19 protein-coding genes are annotated in these 19382 nt (G+C 45.0%); 7 read left to right on the top strand and 12 right to left on the bottom strand.

Annotated features, from left to right (window positions below; translation table 11 throughout):
- The first annotated feature begins 3 nt into the window (after nucleotides 1-3).
- Both ACJJIW_RS13050 and ACJJIW_RS13055 read left to right on the top strand, forming a co-directional pair.
- Nucleotides 4-678, top strand: coding sequence for a response regulator transcription factor (locus ACJJIW_RS13050; protein WP_282931897.1), 675 nt, complete (start codon nucleotides 4-6; stop codon nucleotides 676-678).
- Nucleotides 675-2042, top strand: coding sequence for an ATP-binding protein (locus tag ACJJIW_RS13055; RefSeq protein ID WP_282931898.1), 1368 nt, complete (start codon nucleotides 675-677; stop codon nucleotides 2040-2042). The genes ACJJIW_RS13050 and ACJJIW_RS13055 overlap by 4 nt, the downstream gene beginning before the upstream one ends.
- Nucleotides 2043-2070: 28 nt before the next feature.
- On the opposite strand, the gene ACJJIW_RS13060 is transcribed toward ACJJIW_RS13055, so the two are convergent.
- The 5 genes from ACJJIW_RS13060 to ACJJIW_RS13080 form a co-directional block, all read right to left on the bottom strand.
- Entirely contained in the window at nucleotides 2071-3873 is a 1803-nt protein-coding gene (locus ACJJIW_RS13060) for an acyl-CoA dehydrogenase (protein WP_282931899.1), read from the bottom strand.
- A gap of 170 nt (nucleotides 3874-4043) precedes the next feature.
- Nucleotides 4044-5117: an MJ1255/VC2487 family glycosyltransferase gene (locus ACJJIW_RS13065; protein WP_282931900.1), complete on the bottom strand. Its 1074-nt coding sequence runs from the start codon at nucleotides 5115-5117 to the stop codon at nucleotides 4044-4046.
- Nucleotides 5114-5599: a phosphatase PAP2 family protein gene (locus tag ACJJIW_RS13070; protein WP_444894507.1), complete on the bottom strand. Its 486-nt coding sequence runs from the start codon at nucleotides 5597-5599 to the stop codon at nucleotides 5114-5116. The genes ACJJIW_RS13065 and ACJJIW_RS13070 overlap by 4 nt, the downstream gene beginning before the upstream one ends.
- A gap of 401 nt (nucleotides 5600-6000) precedes the next feature.
- Nucleotides 6001-6222 carry a DUF1653 domain-containing protein gene (locus tag ACJJIW_RS13075; protein ID WP_444935399.1) on the bottom strand — a complete coding sequence of 74 codons (222 nt, stop codon included), beginning with the start codon at nucleotides 6220-6222 and terminating at the stop codon, nucleotides 6001-6003.
- 8 nt (nucleotides 6223-6230) lie between these two features.
- Nucleotides 6231-6593, bottom strand: coding sequence for a DUF3301 domain-containing protein (locus tag ACJJIW_RS13080; protein WP_444894505.1), 363 nt, complete (start codon nucleotides 6591-6593; stop codon nucleotides 6231-6233).
- Nucleotides 6594-6606: 13 nt separating this feature from the next.
- On the opposite strand from ACJJIW_RS13080, the gene ACJJIW_RS13085 reads away from it, so the two are divergent.
- The 3 genes from ACJJIW_RS13085 (at nucleotide 6607) to tmpT (ending at nucleotide 9034) form a co-directional block, all read left to right on the top strand.
- Nucleotides 6607-7305, top strand: a complete 699-nt coding sequence (locus ACJJIW_RS13085; RefSeq protein ID WP_282931904.1) for an SDR family oxidoreductase — start codon at nucleotides 6607-6609, stop codon at nucleotides 7303-7305.
- A gap of 333 nt (nucleotides 7306-7638) precedes the next feature.
- The gene (locus tag ACJJIW_RS13090; protein ID WP_282931905.1) at nucleotides 7639-8148 is read left to right on the top strand and encodes a DUF1097 domain-containing protein; all 510 of its coding nucleotides are present in this window, start codon (nucleotides 7639-7641) and stop codon (nucleotides 8146-8148) included.
- 247 nt (nucleotides 8149-8395) lie between these two features.
- Nucleotides 8396-9034 (top strand): thiopurine S-methyltransferase, encoded by a 639-nt coding sequence (gene tmpT / locus ACJJIW_RS13095; protein ID WP_282931906.1) that lies wholly within the window; start codon nucleotides 8396-8398, stop codon nucleotides 9032-9034.
- An 18-nt stretch (nucleotides 9035-9052) separates the two neighbouring features.
- Here the strand turns inward: tmpT and ACJJIW_RS13100 are convergent, their stop codons facing one another.
- The 3 genes from ACJJIW_RS13100 to ACJJIW_RS13110 form a co-directional block, all read right to left on the bottom strand.
- The gene (locus ACJJIW_RS13100; RefSeq protein ID WP_282931907.1) at nucleotides 9053-9385 is read right to left on the bottom strand and encodes a GIY-YIG nuclease family protein; all 333 of its coding nucleotides are present in this window, start codon (nucleotides 9383-9385) and stop codon (nucleotides 9053-9055) included.
- Nucleotides 9360-10451 carry a PA0069 family radical SAM protein gene (locus ACJJIW_RS13105; protein WP_444935400.1) on the bottom strand — a complete coding sequence of 364 codons (1092 nt, stop codon included), beginning with the start codon at nucleotides 10449-10451 and terminating at the stop codon, nucleotides 9360-9362. The genes ACJJIW_RS13100 and ACJJIW_RS13105 overlap by 26 nt, the downstream gene beginning before the upstream one ends.
- Before the next feature lie 131 nt (nucleotides 10452-10582).
- A complete protein-coding gene (locus ACJJIW_RS13110; RefSeq protein ID WP_282931909.1) occupies nucleotides 10583-11050 on the bottom strand; it encodes a hypothetical protein in 468 nt (155 codons plus the stop codon).
- A 431-nt stretch (nucleotides 11051-11481) separates the two neighbouring features.
- On the opposite strand from ACJJIW_RS13110, the gene ACJJIW_RS13115 reads away from it, so the two are divergent.
- The gene (locus ACJJIW_RS13115) at nucleotides 11482-12774 is read left to right on the top strand and encodes a hypothetical protein (RefSeq protein ID WP_444894502.1); all 1293 of its coding nucleotides are present in this window, start codon (nucleotides 11482-11484) and stop codon (nucleotides 12772-12774) included.
- 1377 nt (nucleotides 12775-14151) lie between these two features.
- A complete protein-coding gene (locus ACJJIW_RS13120; RefSeq protein ID WP_444935401.1) occupies nucleotides 14152-15396 on the top strand; it encodes a cation:proton antiporter in 1245 nt (414 codons plus the stop codon).
- Nucleotides 15397-15410: 14 nt separating this feature from the next.
- Here ACJJIW_RS13120 and ACJJIW_RS13125 read toward each other — a convergent pair whose 3' ends face one another.
- From ACJJIW_RS13125 to ACJJIW_RS13140, 4 genes are all read right to left on the bottom strand, one after another.
- Nucleotides 15411-16040 (bottom strand): LysE family translocator, encoded by a 630-nt coding sequence (locus ACJJIW_RS13125; protein ID WP_282931912.1) that lies wholly within the window; start codon nucleotides 16038-16040, stop codon nucleotides 15411-15413.
- A gap of 129 nt (nucleotides 16041-16169) precedes the next feature.
- Entirely contained in the window at nucleotides 16170-16988 is an 819-nt protein-coding gene (locus ACJJIW_RS13130; protein ID WP_444935402.1) for an AraC family ligand binding domain-containing protein, read from the bottom strand.
- Nucleotides 16989-17143: 155 nt separating this feature from the next.
- A complete protein-coding gene (locus ACJJIW_RS13135) occupies nucleotides 17144-17833 on the bottom strand; it encodes a hypothetical protein (RefSeq protein WP_282931914.1) in 690 nt (229 codons plus the stop codon).
- A gap of 29 nt (nucleotides 17834-17862) precedes the next feature.
- On the bottom strand, nucleotides 17863-18867 hold the full coding sequence (locus tag ACJJIW_RS13140; protein ID WP_444935403.1) for a chromate resistance protein ChrB domain-containing protein: 1005 nt from the start codon (nucleotides 18865-18867) through the stop codon (nucleotides 17863-17865).
- Nucleotides 18868-19382 lie beyond the last annotated feature (515 nt).

Genomic DNA, 19382 nt, shown 5'->3' on the forward strand with positions numbered 1-19382 from the left:
ACTATGCGCGCACTATTAGTTGAAGATGAAGCATTACTGCGGCAGCAGCTGGCAGAGTCCCTGCGCACGGCCGGGTACACCGTTGACGAAGCCCCTGATGGAGAAGAGGCACTTTATCTGGGAAGGGAATATCCCTACGACGTTGCAGTAATGGACCTGGGTTTACCCAAAATTGATGGTATCCAGGTTATTGAAACACTGCGCCGTGAAGAGAAGCATTTTCCTATCCTGATTTTAACGGCTCGGGGACACTGGCAGGAAAGGGTCTCCGGCCTGGAAGCTGGCGGGGACGATTACCTGGTCAAACCCTTCCATACTGAAGAACTGCTCGCACGGTTGAATGCCCTGGTGCGCCGTTCCGCAGGTTTCTCATCGCCGACGATTAAAGCCGGACCTATCGTTCTGGATACCAGTGCTCAACGGGTTAGTGTGGATGAAGTTGAATTGGACCTGACTTCGTTTGAGTACAAGGTACTTGAATACCTGATGCTACATCCGGATGAGGTGGTGTCAAAAACCACCCTGACAGAACATATCTATGAACAGGACTGTGACCGGGACAGTAATGTGATAGAGGTTTTTATTGGACGCCTGCGGAAAAAAATTGATGCGGCAGCCAAGCTTAAGCCTATCGAGACTCTGCGCGGGCGCGGCTATCGCTTTGTGATTCCGCAGTGAGATCCATCAATTTCCCCCTGCTCTCCTATATTCTGGGTTCCTTAAAGGGGCGTCTGGCCCTGGTTACCAGTCTTGTGCTGGTCGGCTTTATTCTTCTTATCTCTGGAGTCCTCGAGCACGCCTATCGCACGTCCCTGAATGAAGCCAAGCAGCGGGAGCTGCAGGTTTACATTTACACCCTGCTGGCGGTTGCTGAGCCGGAAGGTAAAACCCTGATTCTGCCCCCGAGTTTGCCCGAACAACGCTTCAACCAGCCTGATTCCGGCTTGGTGGGCGCTGTTATTGATCGGGAGGGTGAGATTATCTGGCGTTCGGAGTCAGCCCTGGCAATGCCGCAGCTGGAGTTCTATCCGCTTTCCCAGGGGCAGGAGTCCTATTCGCAGGTATCGGTTCCGGGAGAAGAGGGAAGTTATAGCAGTTTCCGCCAAGGGGTTGCCTGGGGGCTGGAAGATGAAAATTTGTTTACCTTTGCAGTGCTCGAGGATGCGGCCCCGCTACAGGCTCAAGTGGGGCAGTTTCGCTCAACCATGTGGCACTGGTTGGGGTTGGGAGCATTGTTATTAATCCTTGCACAGTGGTTGGTTCTGCGCTGGGGGTTTGCCCCGCTGACAGCCCTGGCTAATGCGCTTCAGGAAATACAGCGTGGGGGTGCTGATCGATTGGAGGGTAATTTTCCTCGGGAGCTGCGCCCACTGACAGATAACTTAAATCTGTTGATTGAAAATGAGCGCCGCCAGAGAGAGAAAACCCGGCATACATTAGCTGACCTGGCCCACAGCCTGAAGACGCCATTAGCGGTATTGAAAGGTCTCAAATTTTCTGGAGATTCAACAACTGCCGGCAAGACGCTAACGGATCAGGTGCAGCGGATGGACAGTATTATCAGCTATCAACTGCAGCGGGCAGTAACCAGTTCGCCGAAATCCATTATACGGGGGACACCGGTCGCGCCACTGCTTCATAAAATACTGGATGCGCTTGAAAAGGTGTATCGCAGTAAGCCGTGTGATGTCGAAAGTTCCTGTGCTGAAAACGCCTTGTTTTATGGTGACGAAGGTGACCTGATGGAAGTCCTGGGTAACTTGCTGGATAACGCTTATAAATATGGTGACGGGAAATTATCGATTGCTGTTGAGAATATGGAGGATACTCGCAAACTGTCTATTCGGGTTAAAGACAATGGCCCAGGGCTGGACAGTGAGAAATGGCAAGCGGTTACCCAGCGGGGCGTTCGCGCTGATGAACAGCAACCTGGGCAGGGTATTGGACTTGCCGTGGTAGTGGATATTGTTGAGAGCTATGAAGGGCAAATAAATGCAGCCCCCCTTCCTCAGGGAGGTACGGAAATTACGGTACAACTGTAATTTCCGTTTTGCTCGACAAGTCGTTTAACTAGAACCAATTTTCCTGCATGTCGAAAGGAACGCTATTGCCTGATTTCAGCAGTGCGATAGCTGTCTCTGTTTTTGGCAGCTCCCATTCAAAATAGTATTTTGCAGTGTGTAATTTGCCCAGGTAAAAATCCTGAGCTTCACTGTTAGGATTCTTTTCCAGTGCTTTTTCTGCGATAACTGCCTGCTGTAGCCACAACCAGGCGACTACGGTACAGCCAAATAAATCCAGGTATAGGGTGGCATTACCCAGGCCGCGATCCACATCTTCCTGAAGCTGGGAGAATAATGCAAAACTTGTCTCATCCAACTTTTCCAGGGCTTCTTCCATCATTTTGGCCATAGATTCGAGCTTAGGTTTATCCCTGGCCTGCATAATCGTATTGCGGATCTCTGCCTGTAACAGTTGGTAGCCAGCAAGATTTTTTGACGGTACTTTCCGGGCCAGTAAATCCAGGGCATGGATGCCTTCTGTACCTTCGTGAATTGCGTTAAGGCGATTGTCTCGATACAACTGCTCTACCGGGTATTCACGAATATAACCCGCTCCCCCCAAAACCTGAATCGCCAATTCATTAGCTTTTAGGCAGTACTTGGAGGGCCAGGATTTTACTACGGGAGTTAGTAGATCGAGCAGTGTTGCAGCATTGTTGCGCTGCTCTTCTGTAGGGGCTGTATGCTCATCCTCGTAAAGTGAAGTGGCATAAACACTCAAGCTTAAGCCACCTTCAGCATAGGCCTTTTGCATTAGTAGCATACGGCGAACATCGGTATGCTGGACGATAGGGACCTGTTTGGATTCAGGATCTCGATTGGAGGGCATGCGCCCTTGTGGGCGGCCCTTGGCGTACTCAAGGGAGTAAGTGTAACCCTGGTATCCAAGTACAGAAGCGCCAGCTCCCACACTGATACGAGCCTCATTCATCATCTGGAACATATACTTCAGGCCCTGATGGGGTTCACCGATCAGGTAGCCTACAGCGCCACCATCCTCACCAAAGCTCAAAACCGTTGATGTGGTATTACGGTAGCCCATTTTATGTAGCAGGCCTGCGAGTTTTACATCATTGCGTTTTACCGGTTTCTCCTGCTCGTCCAGAAGGAATTTGGGAACCAAAAAAAGTGATATTCCCTTCACACCTGCGGGTGCGCCTTTAATTTTTGCCAGAACCAGGTGAACGATATTCTCAGTGAGGTTTTGATCGCCACCAGAAATATACATTTTCTGCCCGTGAATGCGGTAGCTGCCGTCTTCTTCTGGTAGGGCGCTAGTGCGAATGTCTGACAGCGCGGAGCCCTGATCCGGTTCAGTTAGTGCCATAGTCCCGGCAAAACGCCCGTCCAACATTTGTGGAAGGAATTGTTTTTTAAGCGACTCGCTGGCGAAAGTGCGCACCAAATTGGCCGCGCCAATGGTCAAGAATGGGTAGCTAGCACTGGCAACGTTTGCTGCAGCCATATAAGCGAGTGCTGTGCGCAGAATAACTTCTGGCAATTGCAGCCCGCCTTCCTCAGCATCACAGTGAGCGGCAAGAAATCCTGCAGAGGCAAAAGCATCCCAGGACTGTTTGGTTTCTTCGATAACGCTGACGTTTTCACCATCAAAGCTCGGTTCAATCTCATCGCCTTTGGCGTTGTGATTAGCGAAAAACTTTTCTGCAATGGTATGTGCAGTATTCAGTGTTGCATCAAAAATTTCACGGGAATGCTCACTGTACCGAGGGCGATTGATTAGGGCCTCGGTATCTAAAAATTCGTAAAGCAAAAAATCGATTTCACGCTCGTTGAGCAGCTGATGGGCCATGTTTACCTCTTACATTATTCTTTTTGGGTAATCCGTTTAATTTCCAGGTAGTTTTCCATTGAATATTTTTATGCTGGAACACTACGATTCAAGTGTATATGTAAACGTGGAGAGGGTGCACTGGGCAATGACTGATTCTATGAATAGACTTGGCGATTATTAGAGTGCTTTTACTCGGATATTCTTTGAAATACTGGTGCTGCTTCTGCAACGGGCTTTGGAACCACCTTGCGCCACAGTTGGGAGGATAGTTCAGTTGAGCTTTGTCGGCACCCGGAAGCAATCCAGTTGCCCAGTGCTTGAGCTACATCAGGCCATACTATCCGAAGTGGAGGGGGGCAGTTGGTTAGCCACTTGTCGATCGTATAGGCATTTATCTGTTTTACGATTGTGGCCAGTTTGAGCTGATCGAGCGCTTTGGCATTGGCTTCCTGCTCAAATTGATTGGCGAGAGGCCTACTGAGAATGGGTTTTCCCAGAGCCAGGGTTTCAGCCAATAATTCAAATCCGCTATTGCAGATTACTGCTTTAGAGGTTGCCAGATCCTTTTGAAAACCATTAATTGAGGGGGCCTTAACTTGAATATTACTAGAGGTAGGTAAATTGTGGGGTATACCGTAGACGATAAACCGATAGGGCAGCCTGGAAAGTTCGTCCAGCATCGGAATAGGCTGTTCGAAAGGCAAGTAAACTAGAATATGTTCACCCAATTCTTGGGAGAGTTCAGGTTTCTGAGGGACGATTGGCGGTAGTATTGGGTTGCCGAAGTGGTGCCAATGCAAACCGATACTCTCTTGTGTTGGGGCAAATGATTTTAGTACTGTGCGGGATGCCCACTTATTGCGAGGTGCAGGGATCGGGAATTCAAAGGCGTATTGATGGCCGATACCGATGCTGCGTTTTTTCTTAAATTTTGCTGCCCAGGCCGTAACAGGTTCATAGTCACTGATAATTAAATCAAAATTATTAACCGGCAGTGTTCTTGTATCCTTGATGAATCTTACTGCATTGATGTTTCGTAGTGTTGCGAAACTATTCAAGCGGCCGTGACTGTGGATAAAAGTCATTCCCTCCCGCCACCAATAGTCTCCAAAAGAAGACATCTCAAATAAGCTTTCTCTTGGACGGCCTGAAAATAACCACTGGACCTCGAGATTTGGATACTTTTCGAATTGCTTGGCCAGCGCGCGGGAGCGACTTATATGTCCGTTACCCGTGGATTGAACGCCATAAAGTATCTTCATAAAAAGGCGGCACTCACAATTAAGCTAACGCTGGTCCCCAAAATGGCACCAGCACAAATATCGGATGGAAAATGAACCCCTAAGCCAACCCTGGCAGCTCCCACCCCTGTGGCCCAGATATAACCAAAACTCCACATGGGACTTACCTGTATAGACATTGCGGTTATGAATAAAAAGGCGCATGAGGTATGGCCTGATGGCAAACTGAATCGATCATGCGCCACAATTACCGGACGCATACCGGGAATTGCCTGAGGCGGCCTAAGGCGACGAGTTGTATTTTTTATTCCCCAGTACAGGCTGCGTTCTAGAGCGACGGCTGTACATGCCAGGTACAGTAGTTGAATGGCTGAATTAAGCCATACATAAGTGAAAAAAAGTGCCCCGGCCGCCCATCCATCCCCAGATTTGGATAGCCATAAATAGCGCCGGCGTGAGCTGGGGCGGGATGCCCGCTCAACCATATACAGTACGGCGGACACATCAAAACTCTTCAAATTCATCGGTAAGCCTCGCATGCCGACAAGTTACAAATCGATTATTGCACGGACTTGACCGATTTATGTCGCAATAATGAAATCTAGATTAGGCTGGAGGGAATGTGCGAAAGGGCATATTTTGAAGTGGGAAAGCAAAGAAATATCTGACGTGCAATTCCTTTAAATCTGAAATGGAAAGTAATTTGGTTAATTAATGTCAGTAATCTACAGGTCTATTTTGTAGCATTTAATACACTTACTTATTTGAAAAATATTGAAAAATTAATATTGGATAAAGGTTGTGATAATTGCGCGTTTTAACTTAGTTTAAGTAAGAGTCAAGAAGAGGAGGGGGTTGGAGGGGCGATAGCACCTCCAAAAAATAGTTGATATGTCAGTCCCACCTAGGCGGCAATATCAAATGCCTGAATCAATTCAAAGCATGGCACGCAAGTACCATTTTTAGAAACCGATTCTTTAAACATACTTTGTGGCCGCACCCAGACACCATAGCTCCCATAAAGGGCGCGATAGACAACCATTACCTCTTCAGTTTCACTGTGTTTTGCTGTATGTAAAACCTCGTAAAGATTTCCTTTGTAGTGGCGATATAGGCCGCGTTGCATAGATACCTCTAACTCACGTGATGGGGGGCAAGCTGTAATTGTTCGATGCGATTTGCATGTAGCACTGCAGTGCCTGAGTAACGATGTTCGCCTGTAGAAGTAAACTCAAACTTATAGCTGCGGTGAAGACTGAAAAACCCTCTCTTATCTTTTCTGATTCGAGTACGCACCAAAAGCACGGTGTCATCTAGCAGTTGAACACCGAGCTGTCGGCAATGTTCAGAGGCTGCTCGCCGGACATGTTCCTTAGCTGCCATACTGGCCCAGATATACCAGAGAACCAAAAAGAACAGGGAGAGCCACAGTATGTCGCTAAGAGTGTAATACATTGCTATACAGTTGCTATGATCGCTTTCTTGCAAGAATAACACCTAAGGAGCGCCAATGTCCGGCACGATTTTAATAACCGGTTGTAACCGTGGAATTGGGCTCGAAATGTGTGCTCAGTTTGCCGAGATCGGCTGGAAGGTTCTGGCTTGTTGCCGGGAGCCTGAAAAGGCAGTGGAACTTGAGGTACTTCAGCAGCGCTACCCCTCCTCAATACAGTTGATACGCTTAGATGTAACCGACTATGAGCAGATGATCTCGCTGGGCAAGGCATTCCAGGGGGAGCCAATTGACATATTGCTTAACAATGCGGGCTACTACGGACCCAAAGGAGTAGGGTTTGGGTCTGTTGATCGTGGAGAGTGGCGGCGAGTCTTAGAGTCCAACACTATTGCCCCCTATATGATGGCTGAAACATTCTGCGAAAACGTTGCGGCTAGTGAGCACAAATTGATCGCGGTCATGAGTAGTAAGGTGGGTAGTATCGCCGATAATCGCTCTGGTGGCGGGTATATTTATCGAACATCTAAAGCTGCCGTTAATCAGGTAGTTAAGAGTCTATCTATTGATTTAGAGCCTAGAGGAATCACGGTTCTCACTTTACACCCGGGATGGGTGAAAACGGCTATGGGAGGCCCGGGAGCCCTTATTTCTGCTGAGGAAAGTGTTGCTGGAATAAAAAGGCTGCTTTTAGCTGCAAATTTGGCAAAAACAGGTCGATTTTTTAACTATGACGGAGCAGAAATTCCTTGGTAATGCTTGTAATGGCGTGTGACAAAACTTCGCCAAGAATCCTCTAGAATGCGGCTCCCGCACACAGTATACAGGTCTGATACAAGGTCTTGAGAATCTGCTCGATTTAAGTGCCGAACTCATTGTATTTACTTCTGAGCGCACACCTGCTTGTCCTGCAACGAGGTTTTCTATTGATTGCAAGATTAGGCAAGAATGTGGAAGAAGCCTTCTATCGCCTCGGGTGAAAACTCCTTGAAAATGACTCCCATACCACGGAGTGACACAAGAAAACCCTTTTACTGAATTGGCGGGTTTTACGTTTTAGGCAAGGATGCCTACGAAGGAGTGAAAATCATGAAATGGCTCGGTAGTTTAACCCGCAGTGAGAACTTTTCCCCCAGGTTACTGAAGTCGCCAATTCTAGCGGTTCTTATAGTCGCGGCATTGGTGGGTTACCTGGGAGGGATGCCAATTTGGGTAGCGGTACTGGGAGTTGTTGCTTATTACTCCAGAGGTCGTGATTTGCGGGCCGGTGCCTATAACCTCGCTTGTGTAGTGACCGGACTTGGATTGGGTCTAGGGGCACAAGCGGCAGCTTACAAATGGCAGATTGATCCAAGTATATTGATTGGACCAATTGCATTGATTTTTTCCATTATCAGCGTTTGGGCTATGGGGTTGGTGACAGGTGTTCGGAATATTCCCAGCTATACCATTGGCATCCTTATTGCGTTTCTCGCTCAGTTGGATGTCACACTGGATACCTACTTTCAATTAATCGCTACCGTATCTATTGGGGCAGTATTTGCCGGGCTGATCGATATTTTTTGGCCTCGTCAGGAAAGTACAGTGGGGACTTGTTGATTACTAAATTTTCTGCAGTGAGTATTGCGCGAAAAAGATGATCAGGTGCTAAATAAGTTTGTGTAGAGATATTATCCGGTGTTAAAGCGTATAGTGGTGTCAACGGCAATGGTGTTCGTTATAGCTTTGGCCTTTACTGAGCCCTATGAGCCCGAATTTAGTATTGAACAGAAATACTACAGAATAATTCTTCTTTGATGTAACTCGTTTTTTCGATTTTTTCAGCTTGAATTATGGGGAGGTAGGTGTGAAAGAAGATTTTTGGCATGATAAGTGGGAAAGAAATGATATTGGTTTTCATGAGACTTCCGGAAATTCATTGCTGATAGAGTTCTTTCCCAGGCTCGATTTGTCTTCAAGTGGTCGTATTTTCTTGCCGCTATGCGGAAAGACCAAAGATATCGCTTGGTTACTGCAGCAGAATATCTCAGTTGTAGGCTGTGAACTTAGTGAAGACGCAGTCAGGCAACTATTTATTGAAATGTCAGTGGCACCCAAAATAAGAGAAGTTGGCAGCCTGAAGTGTTACTCCAGTTTAAATATTGATATTTTCGTTGGTAATATTTTTGAACTGAGTAGGGAAGAGTTGGGGCCGGTTGCAGCCATTTATGACCGAGCTGCTCTGGTAGCCTTACCTACAGATATTCGCGAGCGATATGTCAGGCATTTACTGGATATTACCCAGGTCGCACCGCAACTTTTAATATCCTTTCAATATGAACAAGCCCGGATGCCAGGCCCTCCATTTTCTGTCGGCAGTCATTTGATTTATGAATATTATGATGCAGATTATGACTTGCAGGTTTTGACGGTAAGAGACGTTGTCGGGGGGCTAAAAGGAAAGGTTCCTGCTAGAGAAGAGGCGTGGCTGTTAATACCAAAGTGATAAAGGTTTCTCTGCAAGCTAAGTTTCTGGTAGAGAATGAGAGCCAAGTATTAGTTTTTCCTTTTTTGATTTTGGCCACTTCTTAATGGCTATCTCCATTTTCAAGGCGGTTGATTTATCGGGTAGCTCTACAGAGAACACGAGCGTAAGGGGCCCCTTGCCTCGTAGTGCTTTTGCCGCTTTTGGGCCATCACTACAGTGCTCAGCAAAGCGCCTCTCCAAATCATTGGTTATACCGGTATAGAGTGTTCCTCTGGCCGTTCGAACAAGATAGAGAAACCAATTCACGCCCAGCTCTTCCTTCTTTTTTACATAGCCCATAGATTCAAGAGAATAAATCCTGCTGCTCATTAGTGCGAGGTGGCGGCTTGAACTGGGAGCAATCCAAGGTTAGGCGCCGATGATCCAAGCCCAGCTTCTTAACTGCTACCTGAAAGCGTCTTTGGAGTAGTTGAGCAAATATTCCTGTGCCAATGCGCCTTTGGGAAAACTCACTTTGATAGTCCTTACCTGCACGGCTTTGCTGTACCAAGCTCATGACATGCTTTGCCCTTTCTGGGTAGTGTACCTCTAACCATTCCCGAAATAGAGGGGCAACCTCATGGGGGAGACGCAATAGGATATATGCGGCTCTTACAGCCCCTGATTTCCGCGCAGCTGAAAGAATCGATTCCAGTTCGCAGTCATTGAGAGCGGGGATCATAGGTGCAGCGAGCACCGCAGTAGGAATACCCGCTGAACTCAGCTGTTCAATTGTTCGCAGACGAGCTGCAGGGCCAGCGGTCCTTGGTTCAAGCTTGCGCTTAAGGCCGTTATCTAGTGTGGTTACGCTGATAGCGACTTGTACTAGGTTGTCTTGTGCCATTTCAGCCAGAATAGGGAGGTCCCGCAAGATTAGTTGGCTTTTGGTGATAATGGTGACCGGATGGCGAAATTCCAGCATGATTTTTAGGAGGCCTTGAGTTATCTGCTTTTCCCGCTCCAAGGGTTGATAGGGGTCGGTATTGGCTCCCAGTGCGATGGGGCTGCACTGGTAGCGTTTCTTTCGTAAAGCCCGCTCTAGCAGTTCAGCTGCGTTCGGCTTATAGAAAATCTTGGTTTCAAAGTCTAGGCCGGGTGACAAATCCATATAAGCGTGGGCAGGACGGGCGTAGCAATAGATACAGCCATGTTCACAGCCTCTGTAGGGATTTATCGATTGAGAGAACGGAATATCAGGTGATTGATTGGTTGAAATGATAGTTTTCGATTTTTCTTCAATGGAGGAGGTTTTTAACCTCACCGGCTCATCTGGTTCCGTTTGCCAGCCGTCATTTTCACTGGAGCTGTACTGCTTAGCAAAGCGCCCTGGGAGGTTGTTGGCAGTTCCTCGGCCTCTATACAATGGCGCTGATTTGTTGTGAGAGTGATCTGACATTGCGATAACAATAACTGTATTAATGTACAGTTTACGCTGTACTTTTGACGAATTGCAAGGCCTTGTGGATTTAACTGGATAGTGTGAATACGGTTCCCTGAGAGGCTGAGCCCCTCAGGGTTTACCTGTTTTTATAAGCTGGACTCAGGCAGTGCTGCAGGATTGTATTTTGAATCCATTGTTAGACCTGATCTTTCGTCATCCCAAATCATGTGTACTACTTTCCATGACTCGCCATCATTAAGGAGCTGAATACTATTTACTCCTCTTTTAATGAACTGAGTTCTTTCTTTATCGGACCAGGCTTCATAGATGCTGAAGGCATGGGCAATATTCCCAAATCGCTCAATGATGTTGTGGATCTCTATCTCGTAAAACGGACGGCCGGCAATCAGATTTTCAAAATTTTCGGGATATTCCTGTACGGTTAGGATTGTTGATTGAGGCATACCATTGCTATCAACAAATGTACGAATCATTTTTGCGTCAGAAGTAAATAATGATTCCTGCCTCTTCCAGTCCCGTTTAAATCCCGCAGGACCAGAAATTCCGCTGTAAAGTTCATCTATAACCTTTTGTATTTTTAGTTTGTCCTTCATGGTCTTCTCCTTGTTATGCTTCAGTATGAAATCCAACTGTCGGAATGTAGCTATATCAGTACCAATTGGCGTTAAAAGTAGATTGTTGATGGGGTGAATTTTCGGAGTGCCAATAGTATTTTATTAGTTTAAGTTGAGCTTAGTGTTTTTTGTTGTTTGTGTCATCAGCTCTATGCGGGTTCGATATTGTTTGCCTTTAGGATCTGTGAGGCATTTGTACCTATTGGTAATCGGCTGAATAACTGGTTGATATATAGCAACATTGCTTTTTCTATTTCTAATCTCCTTTTTCTGGCGGGCTAGCAATAGCCACTAATTTGATATGTGAACCCTTTTCGGCGAGTTTTTATAGGAGCATCACTTAGATAATGTTTTTTGGTCCCTGTTTTTGTCTAAGATGAGTAAATAGGCCATTTGCTTTTATGTGAAATATGAGTCGAGAGCATTACTCCAGAGAGTTGGGGCCGCAAGAAGCGCTATATATTGAGTTGACCAGGCAGTCACGAGGTGGATTGCAGCTTATTTCATTTATTAGGGTTTGTGAGCCATTAAGTGTAGAGGATGTACGCCAAGGCTTTAGCTACTTGCATTCGCGCCACCCGTTTTTGCGTGCCCGAGTAGCTAGGGGGCAGCGACTACGATGGGTGTGCGATGTTGATTTTTGTGACATTCCGAATCAAATCATTCCGCTAGAAGAGGCGATAAAGTTTGAAGAAGCATTTATGTTTCATGGGATGAGTTGTTTAGATAGTGAAAAATGCGTTTACAGTCTTACCTTGTACACCAATCAAATGGGAGATGTAGAATGGATTGTTATTGCTAGTATCCATGCCGCACTTGATGGAAGAGCCATAGTGACGCTTTTTTTGGACCTTGATAATTATCTATGCTCCCATAAAAAACCTATTGGAGTTCCATCACTCCCATTATTGGAGAGTATTGCTGATAGGCTTGGAAGTGCAGGGTTTTCTAGTGAGGAAGAATTTCAACACAAGAATAAAGCCGGATTTTTTTGGGCAACAGAAAAGAGTGCAAGCGTTCATGAGCGGAGAGCATGTGCTACCTCCTACTCTGTACCAATGGAAAGTGTCGGCCGGATTATAAAGGTTGCAAAGAATAACCTTATAAAGCCAACAGCACTATATAGTGCCGTAGCAGTATTGGCAGCGCGAGTTTTAGAAACTGAAAAAAACTTGTCAGAAATAATTATTGCCTTGGATGCGAGGCAGCTTTGTACTCCGCCGATTCCATTTGAGTCTGTTGGCTCATTCTCCCAAACGGTTAGTTTAAATGTACCGCTAGAGAGTACCTCGATGGGAGTTATCAAGATCGCTAAATATTTACAATCTCAAATTGACTCAGTGATGATTGGAAAGTTGCCTCTGACCAAAAATCTGAGTGCTGGGTATAATATAGAAGAAATTATTCAGGTGGCTCATGAAATTACAGCAAAGCATGATACTTTTTTGTCAGGAATTTGCCTGTCAAACTTGGGGAGTATGAGGTTTGTGGCTGAAAATATGCGTTACTTTGAGCTGGAGAGGGGAATGGTTACCCAGCATAATGGTATAAGTCCATTAATGATTGTTACTTATACAACATATCGCCATGGAGTTTTTGTGTTAGGGTATTGTGAGCCCTTAATGAGTAAGAAAAATGTGAGCCTTTATGTCGATGAATATAAAAAAATAATAAATAGTACCGTTTCTGAAGTGCAAGATTGAGCAAGATGGAAAAGTTGATTTTTCTAGCCCTCTAATTTGTCAGGGGATGGCAGCTATTGTCTTGTTGTGGTTATTGTGTCTGTAATTTTAAATTTAATTCTTTTGTTGTTTTGTGTGCGAATAACTTTTATATAAAAAGCTAAATATTGAGCTTAAAGAGGTGATATAAATTGCAAAACTCAGATGGGCGTAAAGTTGCAAAGGGTTTCAAGTTGAAATTTTATCAATGAGGTTTCTTTCGGGGCGGGTTTAGTTGTGAGGGTATGGGATGTTAATATGCTAATTCATAATATTGTCTATACTGAATGACTGTCCTCGCTGTGAAAGGATGTAAGCCTAGCTAATTTTCTAGACCATGCAGAAGATCTGCAGTACCAGGTGCTTTCTGCCCTGGCTAAAAAGATCCCATTAGCTAAAAGGTAGAGTCTGTTTACACAATCTTCGATATAGAAAAATGGCTGCAGGAACTACTTTAAAAAACAATGTTGCGTTCATAGGTCGATATATGGAGGTGTTACATGATCTCTTTTCTAAGGGCTAGAGTATTTGTTTTTGATGAGCAGATTTTATTTTTTTAGCTTAGTGGCTGATTATGCGAGGTCTCTAGTTGGTGGTTTGGTAATAATTGTGACCAGCTTGGCGATGAACATTGATTCAGTAGACAGGTCTCGATATTTTCTGCGAGAAGGGGAGAGGTCGGATAATTACACTTGGATGCCATAATAAATGGCTTAGGAGGTTTTTGGGTGTAATAAAGGATAGAATTACGAAGTAGAGATTTAATCGCAAATGGTTATATCAGGACATTTTTCCAGTCATCGGCTTATGAGTAGACGATGGCTGCTTAGAAAGAATAGGTGACAATGGTAGCTACTTATGCGACTTTAATGATTGATAGACAGAAAAAACGCTAGGAATGATTTTATTAAAGAGCGAATGAGAAACTTATGAGTCATAGCGTAGGAGAATGATCTTGGATGCCTATACTGAAGCAGTCGGCTTGTTGCTAGGCCCCAAAGTGCAACGACTGAACCTTACTGGATAGGCTTGGAGTTTGTATGAATAGTGGATCCCTACTAGTACAAAACAAGTTCTGTATAAAATATATTTTGAAATTTAGCATGGTGTGTTTATATGTTGGCACGGTGATCATTGTATGTTGGCAGTGACATGTATGACTTATCGAATAGTAAATGTGTCTTTGAATGCTGTGTCTCATTAACCAGTCAATAGATTGTTTAGTGCTTCTTAGAGAGCTACAGGAACACTTTAAATGATTTAATTGTAGATGGTAGTTCCAGATGAGCTTGTTGTCGGATTTTAGCGTGAGCGTTGCTGTATTTGAGTCTTGGATATATTGGCAAAGGGAGTGGCTCGGTGAGTGATGTAGTCACTGTTGTAGGGCAAGGATTATACCTTGCTGTCGCTGCAGTTATAGGTTTGGGTATCGCGAGAATATTGCGGATTGATAATACGCTTGGTTGTCTTGTTGCCGGAGTGCTGGCAGCTTTATTGCTACCCATAATTGACTATGATACAGGTTTGCGCGCAACCAGTATCAGGGAGTTGGTTTTTTTTGTTATCTTGCCGGTGTTAATTTTTGAGTCTGCATGGCAATTGGAGCCAAAAATTTTAAAGCGCTGGATTGGTCCTGTACTGTTATTTTCTACGGTAGGTTTGGTGATTTGTGCCGTTCTTATCGCAACAATTACTTATTACGGTATCGGCCATCCAGAGGGTTTTCCCTGGGTGGCGGCTATGTTAACGGGAGCTATTTTAGCGGCTACAGATCCAGTTTCTGTAGTTAATAAGTTGCGCCAGGAAAAAGCGGGAGAGGATCTCTTAACTTTGGTGGATGGAGAGAGCCTCTTCAATGACGCCGCAGCGGTAGTTCTCTATTCCTTAGTGTTGGGCTTGGCGACTTATGGTCTCGTTGAAAATTCTTCGATGGCGGCCGAAGCTCCATCGTTGGGTGTAACTTCCGTAACGCTATATTTTTGTATGGTATTTTTTGGGGGGGTTGCTATTGGGCTTATATGTGGCCTGATAACCACTCTAATCATATTATTTTTACGCTCCTCTAGTGCGGCACTTATGACTTTAGTGATCGCTGCGTTTGGGAGTTTTTATCTGGCAGAGAGTATTTTTCATGTATCAGGTATTATTTCGGTAATGGTATGTGCAATTGTTGCTCGAGGGTGTTTAAGTAAGCAAAATGATACCTATTTGGTTCATGCAGGCCCAACTTGGGAGTGGATGGGATTATTTTTTACCGGCATTATTTTTGTAATCATGGGGTTGGTAATTACCTTTGAAATGTTTAGCCATCAGTGGCTGGCAATGATTATTGCTACAGCGGCCGCTCTAGGAGCCAGAGCATTATCCGTATTCTTAGTGTCACCTTTAACTCGCTTTGTTGGCCCTCCAATACCTAAATCCTGGCGGTTGTTGATGAGTTGGGGGGGGCTGCGAGGAGTTATTGCGGTCGCCTTGGTGCTTTCTCTTCCGGTTGAATTGCCCTATTGGTGGACAATTCAATCTATGGTATTTGGTGTAGTTCTTTTCTCCTTGTTGGTACAGGGTACCACCAGTGGTCGCCTAATTCACAAATTAAACCTTTGAGTTAGTCGCCCTAATTATCCTGCAGTTAGGCTAATAGCGGCGGGATTATCAGCTGCCAACCACACGGCAACAAGAAGCAGGCTGAGCGCGAAAAACTTATTTTGTAAACTTCTATTTTTATCACTCGCAAGTGCTTTTGATAAAGTCCGGCCAAAAGTGATCCATGAAAAGTGTGTTATAAGGTTAAGTATAGTAATCATAATAATTAAGGTGATAACACTACTCTCGGCACCTTCCCCCTGTTTTGGTGCAAATACGGAAAACATGGTAATTACTATCATCCAAGCTTTAATGTTCATGCTTTGAATAAACATTCCCTGCCAAATACTGACTGATTTTATTGTGGTATCACCAGGCGCTTTACTGGGTTGTATGAAAACGTAAGCAAGGTAAATTAAATAGATGGAGCCAGTCCATTGTAGGATGGTCATTACCAAAGGGTAGTGAATGAGCCAGCCCATAAATCCGAAGCCGACTAATAAGGCCTTAACTAGAAACACAATGTCGATGCCCGCCAGCAAAGGTAAGGAGCCGCGAATGCCCAAGCTAGCCCCAGCTGCAGCAAAAGTGATATTGGCTGGGCCTGGGCTAAAAATTAGGGGGAACATTACTGCTAACCAGGCCAACACAAACTCTAAGCTCATATGTATTACTCGTATTGATTCAGTGAGGTAACCAAGAGATATAGGCACACTCCCTGAAGGTGAACTTTATTTTCTTGGTGGTAGATGAGGTTAAGGGGAGTGGGGGCGAGTTTCTTGTACAAAATTGCGCTACACAGATTTTAGGTAGCGAGCGGGTGTAATGCCGAATGCACGTTTGAAGTTACGGCTCAAATGGCTCTGGTCAAAGAACCCACAATCGATAGCTACATCTGCAATCTGAGCCCCTGTGCGAAATAATGTGCGGGCCTTTTGGGCTTTCAGGAGTATTAGGAATTGGTGGGGGGGAACACCAAATTGGGTATTGAAACTACGGATAAGCTGATATCGATTCATGCCAGTTACTTGACATAGCTCATCCAGAGTCACATTTCTCTGCCAGTTTTCTTGTAAGTAAGCGCGGGCTCTCAAGGCGCCCCGCTTATTTGGCGATGACTTTGGGTAGATTTTTTGGTCGCCATGTCGAGCAAAAAGTTGACTGATTGCTAAGGTAAGTAAAGTGTCTGTTGATAGGGATAGAGTGTTCACTTCAAGACTACTATGCAGCTTGTAAAGTAGCTGAAACAGCTCAGGGTCATCCAGTAGCGGCCCTTTTAGAAATGGTACGGGTGTTTGGTTGACTTGACTGTGCTCCCTAAGGGTCTCCTCAATAAGAGCTGTGTCAAAGTAAAACATACGGTAGTGCCAACCGGAGTCACTGCCGGAAAAGCCGGTGTGAATTTCCCCTGGGTTGAGTGCAGCGAGGGTTCCTTGGGGGAGGGTTACAGTCTCCCCGCGATAATCGAGCTTCTCTACACCGGAGAGGAAGATCCCGATAGCAAGCTCATCGTGCCAATGCTTGGCAAAGGAAAACTTGTGAAAGTAGGCGTGAAAAAGCTCTACGCCACTATGGCTTGGGCTCCGCCAGGCTTTAGAGAATTCCTTTGTCATTGATATTTCCCATATGAGAAGTGACTATTACCATACAGAAAGGAAGGGTGGTAACGCAAAGTTACAGGTGGGAGTGGAGAAATGAAAGAGCGGGAGGAAAATAGCTGCGGTTATATCCGCAGCTATTTGTGCTTATTATTAGCTAGGGATTATCTTTAGCTGGGTTTGGTGCCCCTCATATACTTGAGGTAGTTAGCTAGAGCTAAAGTTATGACACTGGAGATCATCAAGCAATAAGTGGCGATGATCATGACTGATCCAGCTTCAGTGCCAATTAGAATACTGTGTAACAGACCCAAAATTAGGCCCGGTAAGCTGAGGCGGTGTAGCCAGATTGCAATGAGCTTTCGGTTCGCGCGCATTGTTCCAGCCAAGGCTGACCCAATTAACGCCCAAAATGCAATAGCTCCTATTGAAACGCTGGTTTTATAGAATCCATGAAAAAAAGTAGGTATTAGGTTGCCGAGTGTAGAGTGTCCAGTTCTAATAGATGTGGCAGCAATAAATAAGCCTGCATGCAGAAGAAAGGTAACACAAACCATACTTCCAAGAATGATATGCACCTTTCTGGTAACTATTTTTCGGGAGGCTAGTGGATTGGCTAGTGCCAAGCATACTTGTAGCCACAGTAAGAAAATACTGTAAAGCCCGAATAGTTTTGAGAGTATGTAGGCTAATTGTCCCTTAGGTATTTCATAAGTAAAGTAGTCGGCAATACTGCCAGTCGTATCACTCCAGAGTACAACTGGTGTTATTAGGGTAAAGCATAGTGCTAGAGCTTTAAAAGCTGTAAGAGTGATCGGTGCAATAAAAGTTGCTTCCGTGGATGTATTGGCTTGCTGCATGATGTCGCTTTTATAAGTGAGTGCAAATATTAAATATTCTTAATGCATTCTTTGTCGTTAATGCATTGCTCTAAGTTGGCCTTAGCTTGCTGTTCGGTCAGCGCTTTAGTGCCAGCAACGGGAAGCTCAGCTTCAATCCAACCTCTTATGCCGTAGGGATTGAGTATGGCAGTTTGCTGCAATCCCCGCCGGCGAAGTATTTTAGCCATCTCAAAGCCCCTAAAGTCTTTAACGCAATAACTTATAATGATGTCGGCGCTCTCCAGTGATTTGGGGAGCTGATTGCCTAAGCTGCGTATGGGAATGTTTACAGCTCCTGGAATATGGGCCTCGGCAAATTCATTGCTTTCTCTAGTGTCAACAAAGACAACGTTCTTGCCGCTTCTTATGTGATCGAATAGCTCCGAGGCTTTAATCTCAGGTACAAGCCTTGTAGAACTGTTAAAAGCTACTTTAGTATTTTTTGTGCATTGCTGATCTGGTATTAGATTGGTTTGGCTGGCTATAACCTGTTCTTGGCTATCACTGTCTATCCACTCGTAAATGTTGCTAAAAAGCTGGCTGTAGCAGTCAAGTGTAATATTTTCCTCACCATAATCTCTTTGCAGCTTCCTAAATGCAGTTTCTACGACGATGGATTCCGGATTTCTATTGGGGCGCCATAGATTTACTTCAATATCATTGATAACGCTTGCTAGCTTTACCAGCTTTGGATCTGAAACTTCGAAGGACTCTACTAGTACTTCAAATGTTGATTGGTGCTGGGTGCGATGAAAGGTTGCACCTTCGGAGTCAAAACTTGCTGATTTTTTTGGCTCAAAAGTATCGCCATGTAGGGGGTGGATAATTATTCGGCTGCCGGGATCCAAATGCTGTGAAAGTAACCATGCTGATGCCCACTTGTCTGGCCCAAGTCCATGCGTGGTGTGGTAGGTGGGTTTAGGGTCGGTAGCAGTGGGGCCGGAATTGGCGCTTACAGAAAGGAGTACTGCGGTCGAAAGTAGAAAACAAGATGCTAAATTTAATTTGATCACGGAACAGCCCATAAGTAGCGGCGCAAAATAAATAATTTTTTATGCGCCACATTATTTTTTACATAACCGAAAATTTTAGCAAATATTTGCTTTCTAGTGAAAGCGACTTCTGCTATTTGCTTGGGTGAAGTGTGAAGTTGGTTTGTTTTGGTTGCATGAGCACGATTTTATTGACCGCAATGTCAGTTATGGGAGTTTATGTATTTTGTTCTGGGTGCTGCTGGTACTTATATATTAGTTGACATTTTTCTTCGAACTTTGATTATAATCGTGCCATCTAACGCTTGATGACGCGTTGGTTGTAGTTTTAAGGAAGGAAGCACTCAAAAAGTTTGACTGAGTGCGAGATGCATAAAGGGTGCAAGGATTGCTGTTGGAAGAGCAGTATTAAGCAAGTGGTATCAGTGCCCATTTCGTTTTTTTAATTTCTGCGGTTTTTCCTCTCAGTCTTTCTCTGAGATAGCTTGATTGCTTAGCTTTCTTGCTGCCCGTTATGCCTGGATTGATTCAAGGTG

This window comes from Microbulbifer maximicatervae (SeqCode) (assembly GCF_052467815.1).

What these genes read in the sequence shown, in the direction of transcription:
- ACJJIW_RS13105 (WP_444935400.1), bottom strand. Translation starts at nt 10,451, where the DNA reads ATGTCAGATCACTCTCACAACAAATCAGCGCCATTGTATAGAGGCCGA.
- ACJJIW_RS13125 (WP_282931912.1), bottom strand. Translation starts at nt 16,040, where the DNA reads ATGAGCTTAGAGTTTGTGTTGGCCTGGTTAGCAGTAATGTTCCCCCTA.
- ACJJIW_RS13060 (WP_282931899.1), bottom strand. Translation starts at nt 3,873, where the DNA reads ATGGCCCATCAGCTGCTCAACGAGCGTGAAATCGATTTTTTGCTTTAC.
- ACJJIW_RS13115 (WP_444894502.1), top strand. Translation starts at nt 11,482, where the DNA reads ATGAGTCGAGAGCATTACTCCAGAGAGTTGGGGCCGCAAGAAGCGCTA.
- ACJJIW_RS13100 (WP_282931907.1), bottom strand. Translation starts at nt 9,385, where the DNA reads ATGAGCAGCAGGATTTATTCTCTTGAATCTATGGGCTATGTAAAAAAG.
- ACJJIW_RS13130 (WP_444935402.1), bottom strand. Translation starts at nt 16,988, where the DNA reads ATGACAAAGGAATTCTCTAAAGCCTGGCGGAGCCCAAGCCATAGTGGC.
- ACJJIW_RS13085 (WP_282931904.1), top strand. Translation starts at nt 6,607, where the DNA reads ATGTCCGGCACGATTTTAATAACCGGTTGTAACCGTGGAATTGGGCTC.
- ACJJIW_RS13135 (WP_282931914.1), bottom strand. Translation starts at nt 17,833, where the DNA reads ATGCAGCAAGCCAATACATCCACGGAAGCAACTTTTATTGCACCGATC.
- ACJJIW_RS13065 (WP_282931900.1), bottom strand. Translation starts at nt 5,117, where the DNA reads ATGAAGATACTTTATGGCGTTCAATCCACGGGTAACGGACATATAAGT.
- ACJJIW_RS13110 (WP_282931909.1), bottom strand. Translation starts at nt 11,050, where the DNA reads ATGAAGGACAAACTAAAAATACAAAAGGTTATAGATGAACTTTACAGC.
- ACJJIW_RS13050 (WP_282931897.1), top strand. Translation starts at nt 4, where the DNA reads ATGCGCGCACTATTAGTTGAAGATGAAGCATTACTGCGGCAGCAGCTG.
- ACJJIW_RS13075 (WP_444935399.1), bottom strand. Translation starts at nt 6,222, where the DNA reads ATGCAACGCGGCCTATATCGCCACTACAAAGGAAATCTTTACGAGGTT.
- ACJJIW_RS13090 (WP_282931905.1), top strand. Translation starts at nt 7,639, where the DNA reads ATGAAATGGCTCGGTAGTTTAACCCGCAGTGAGAACTTTTCCCCCAGG.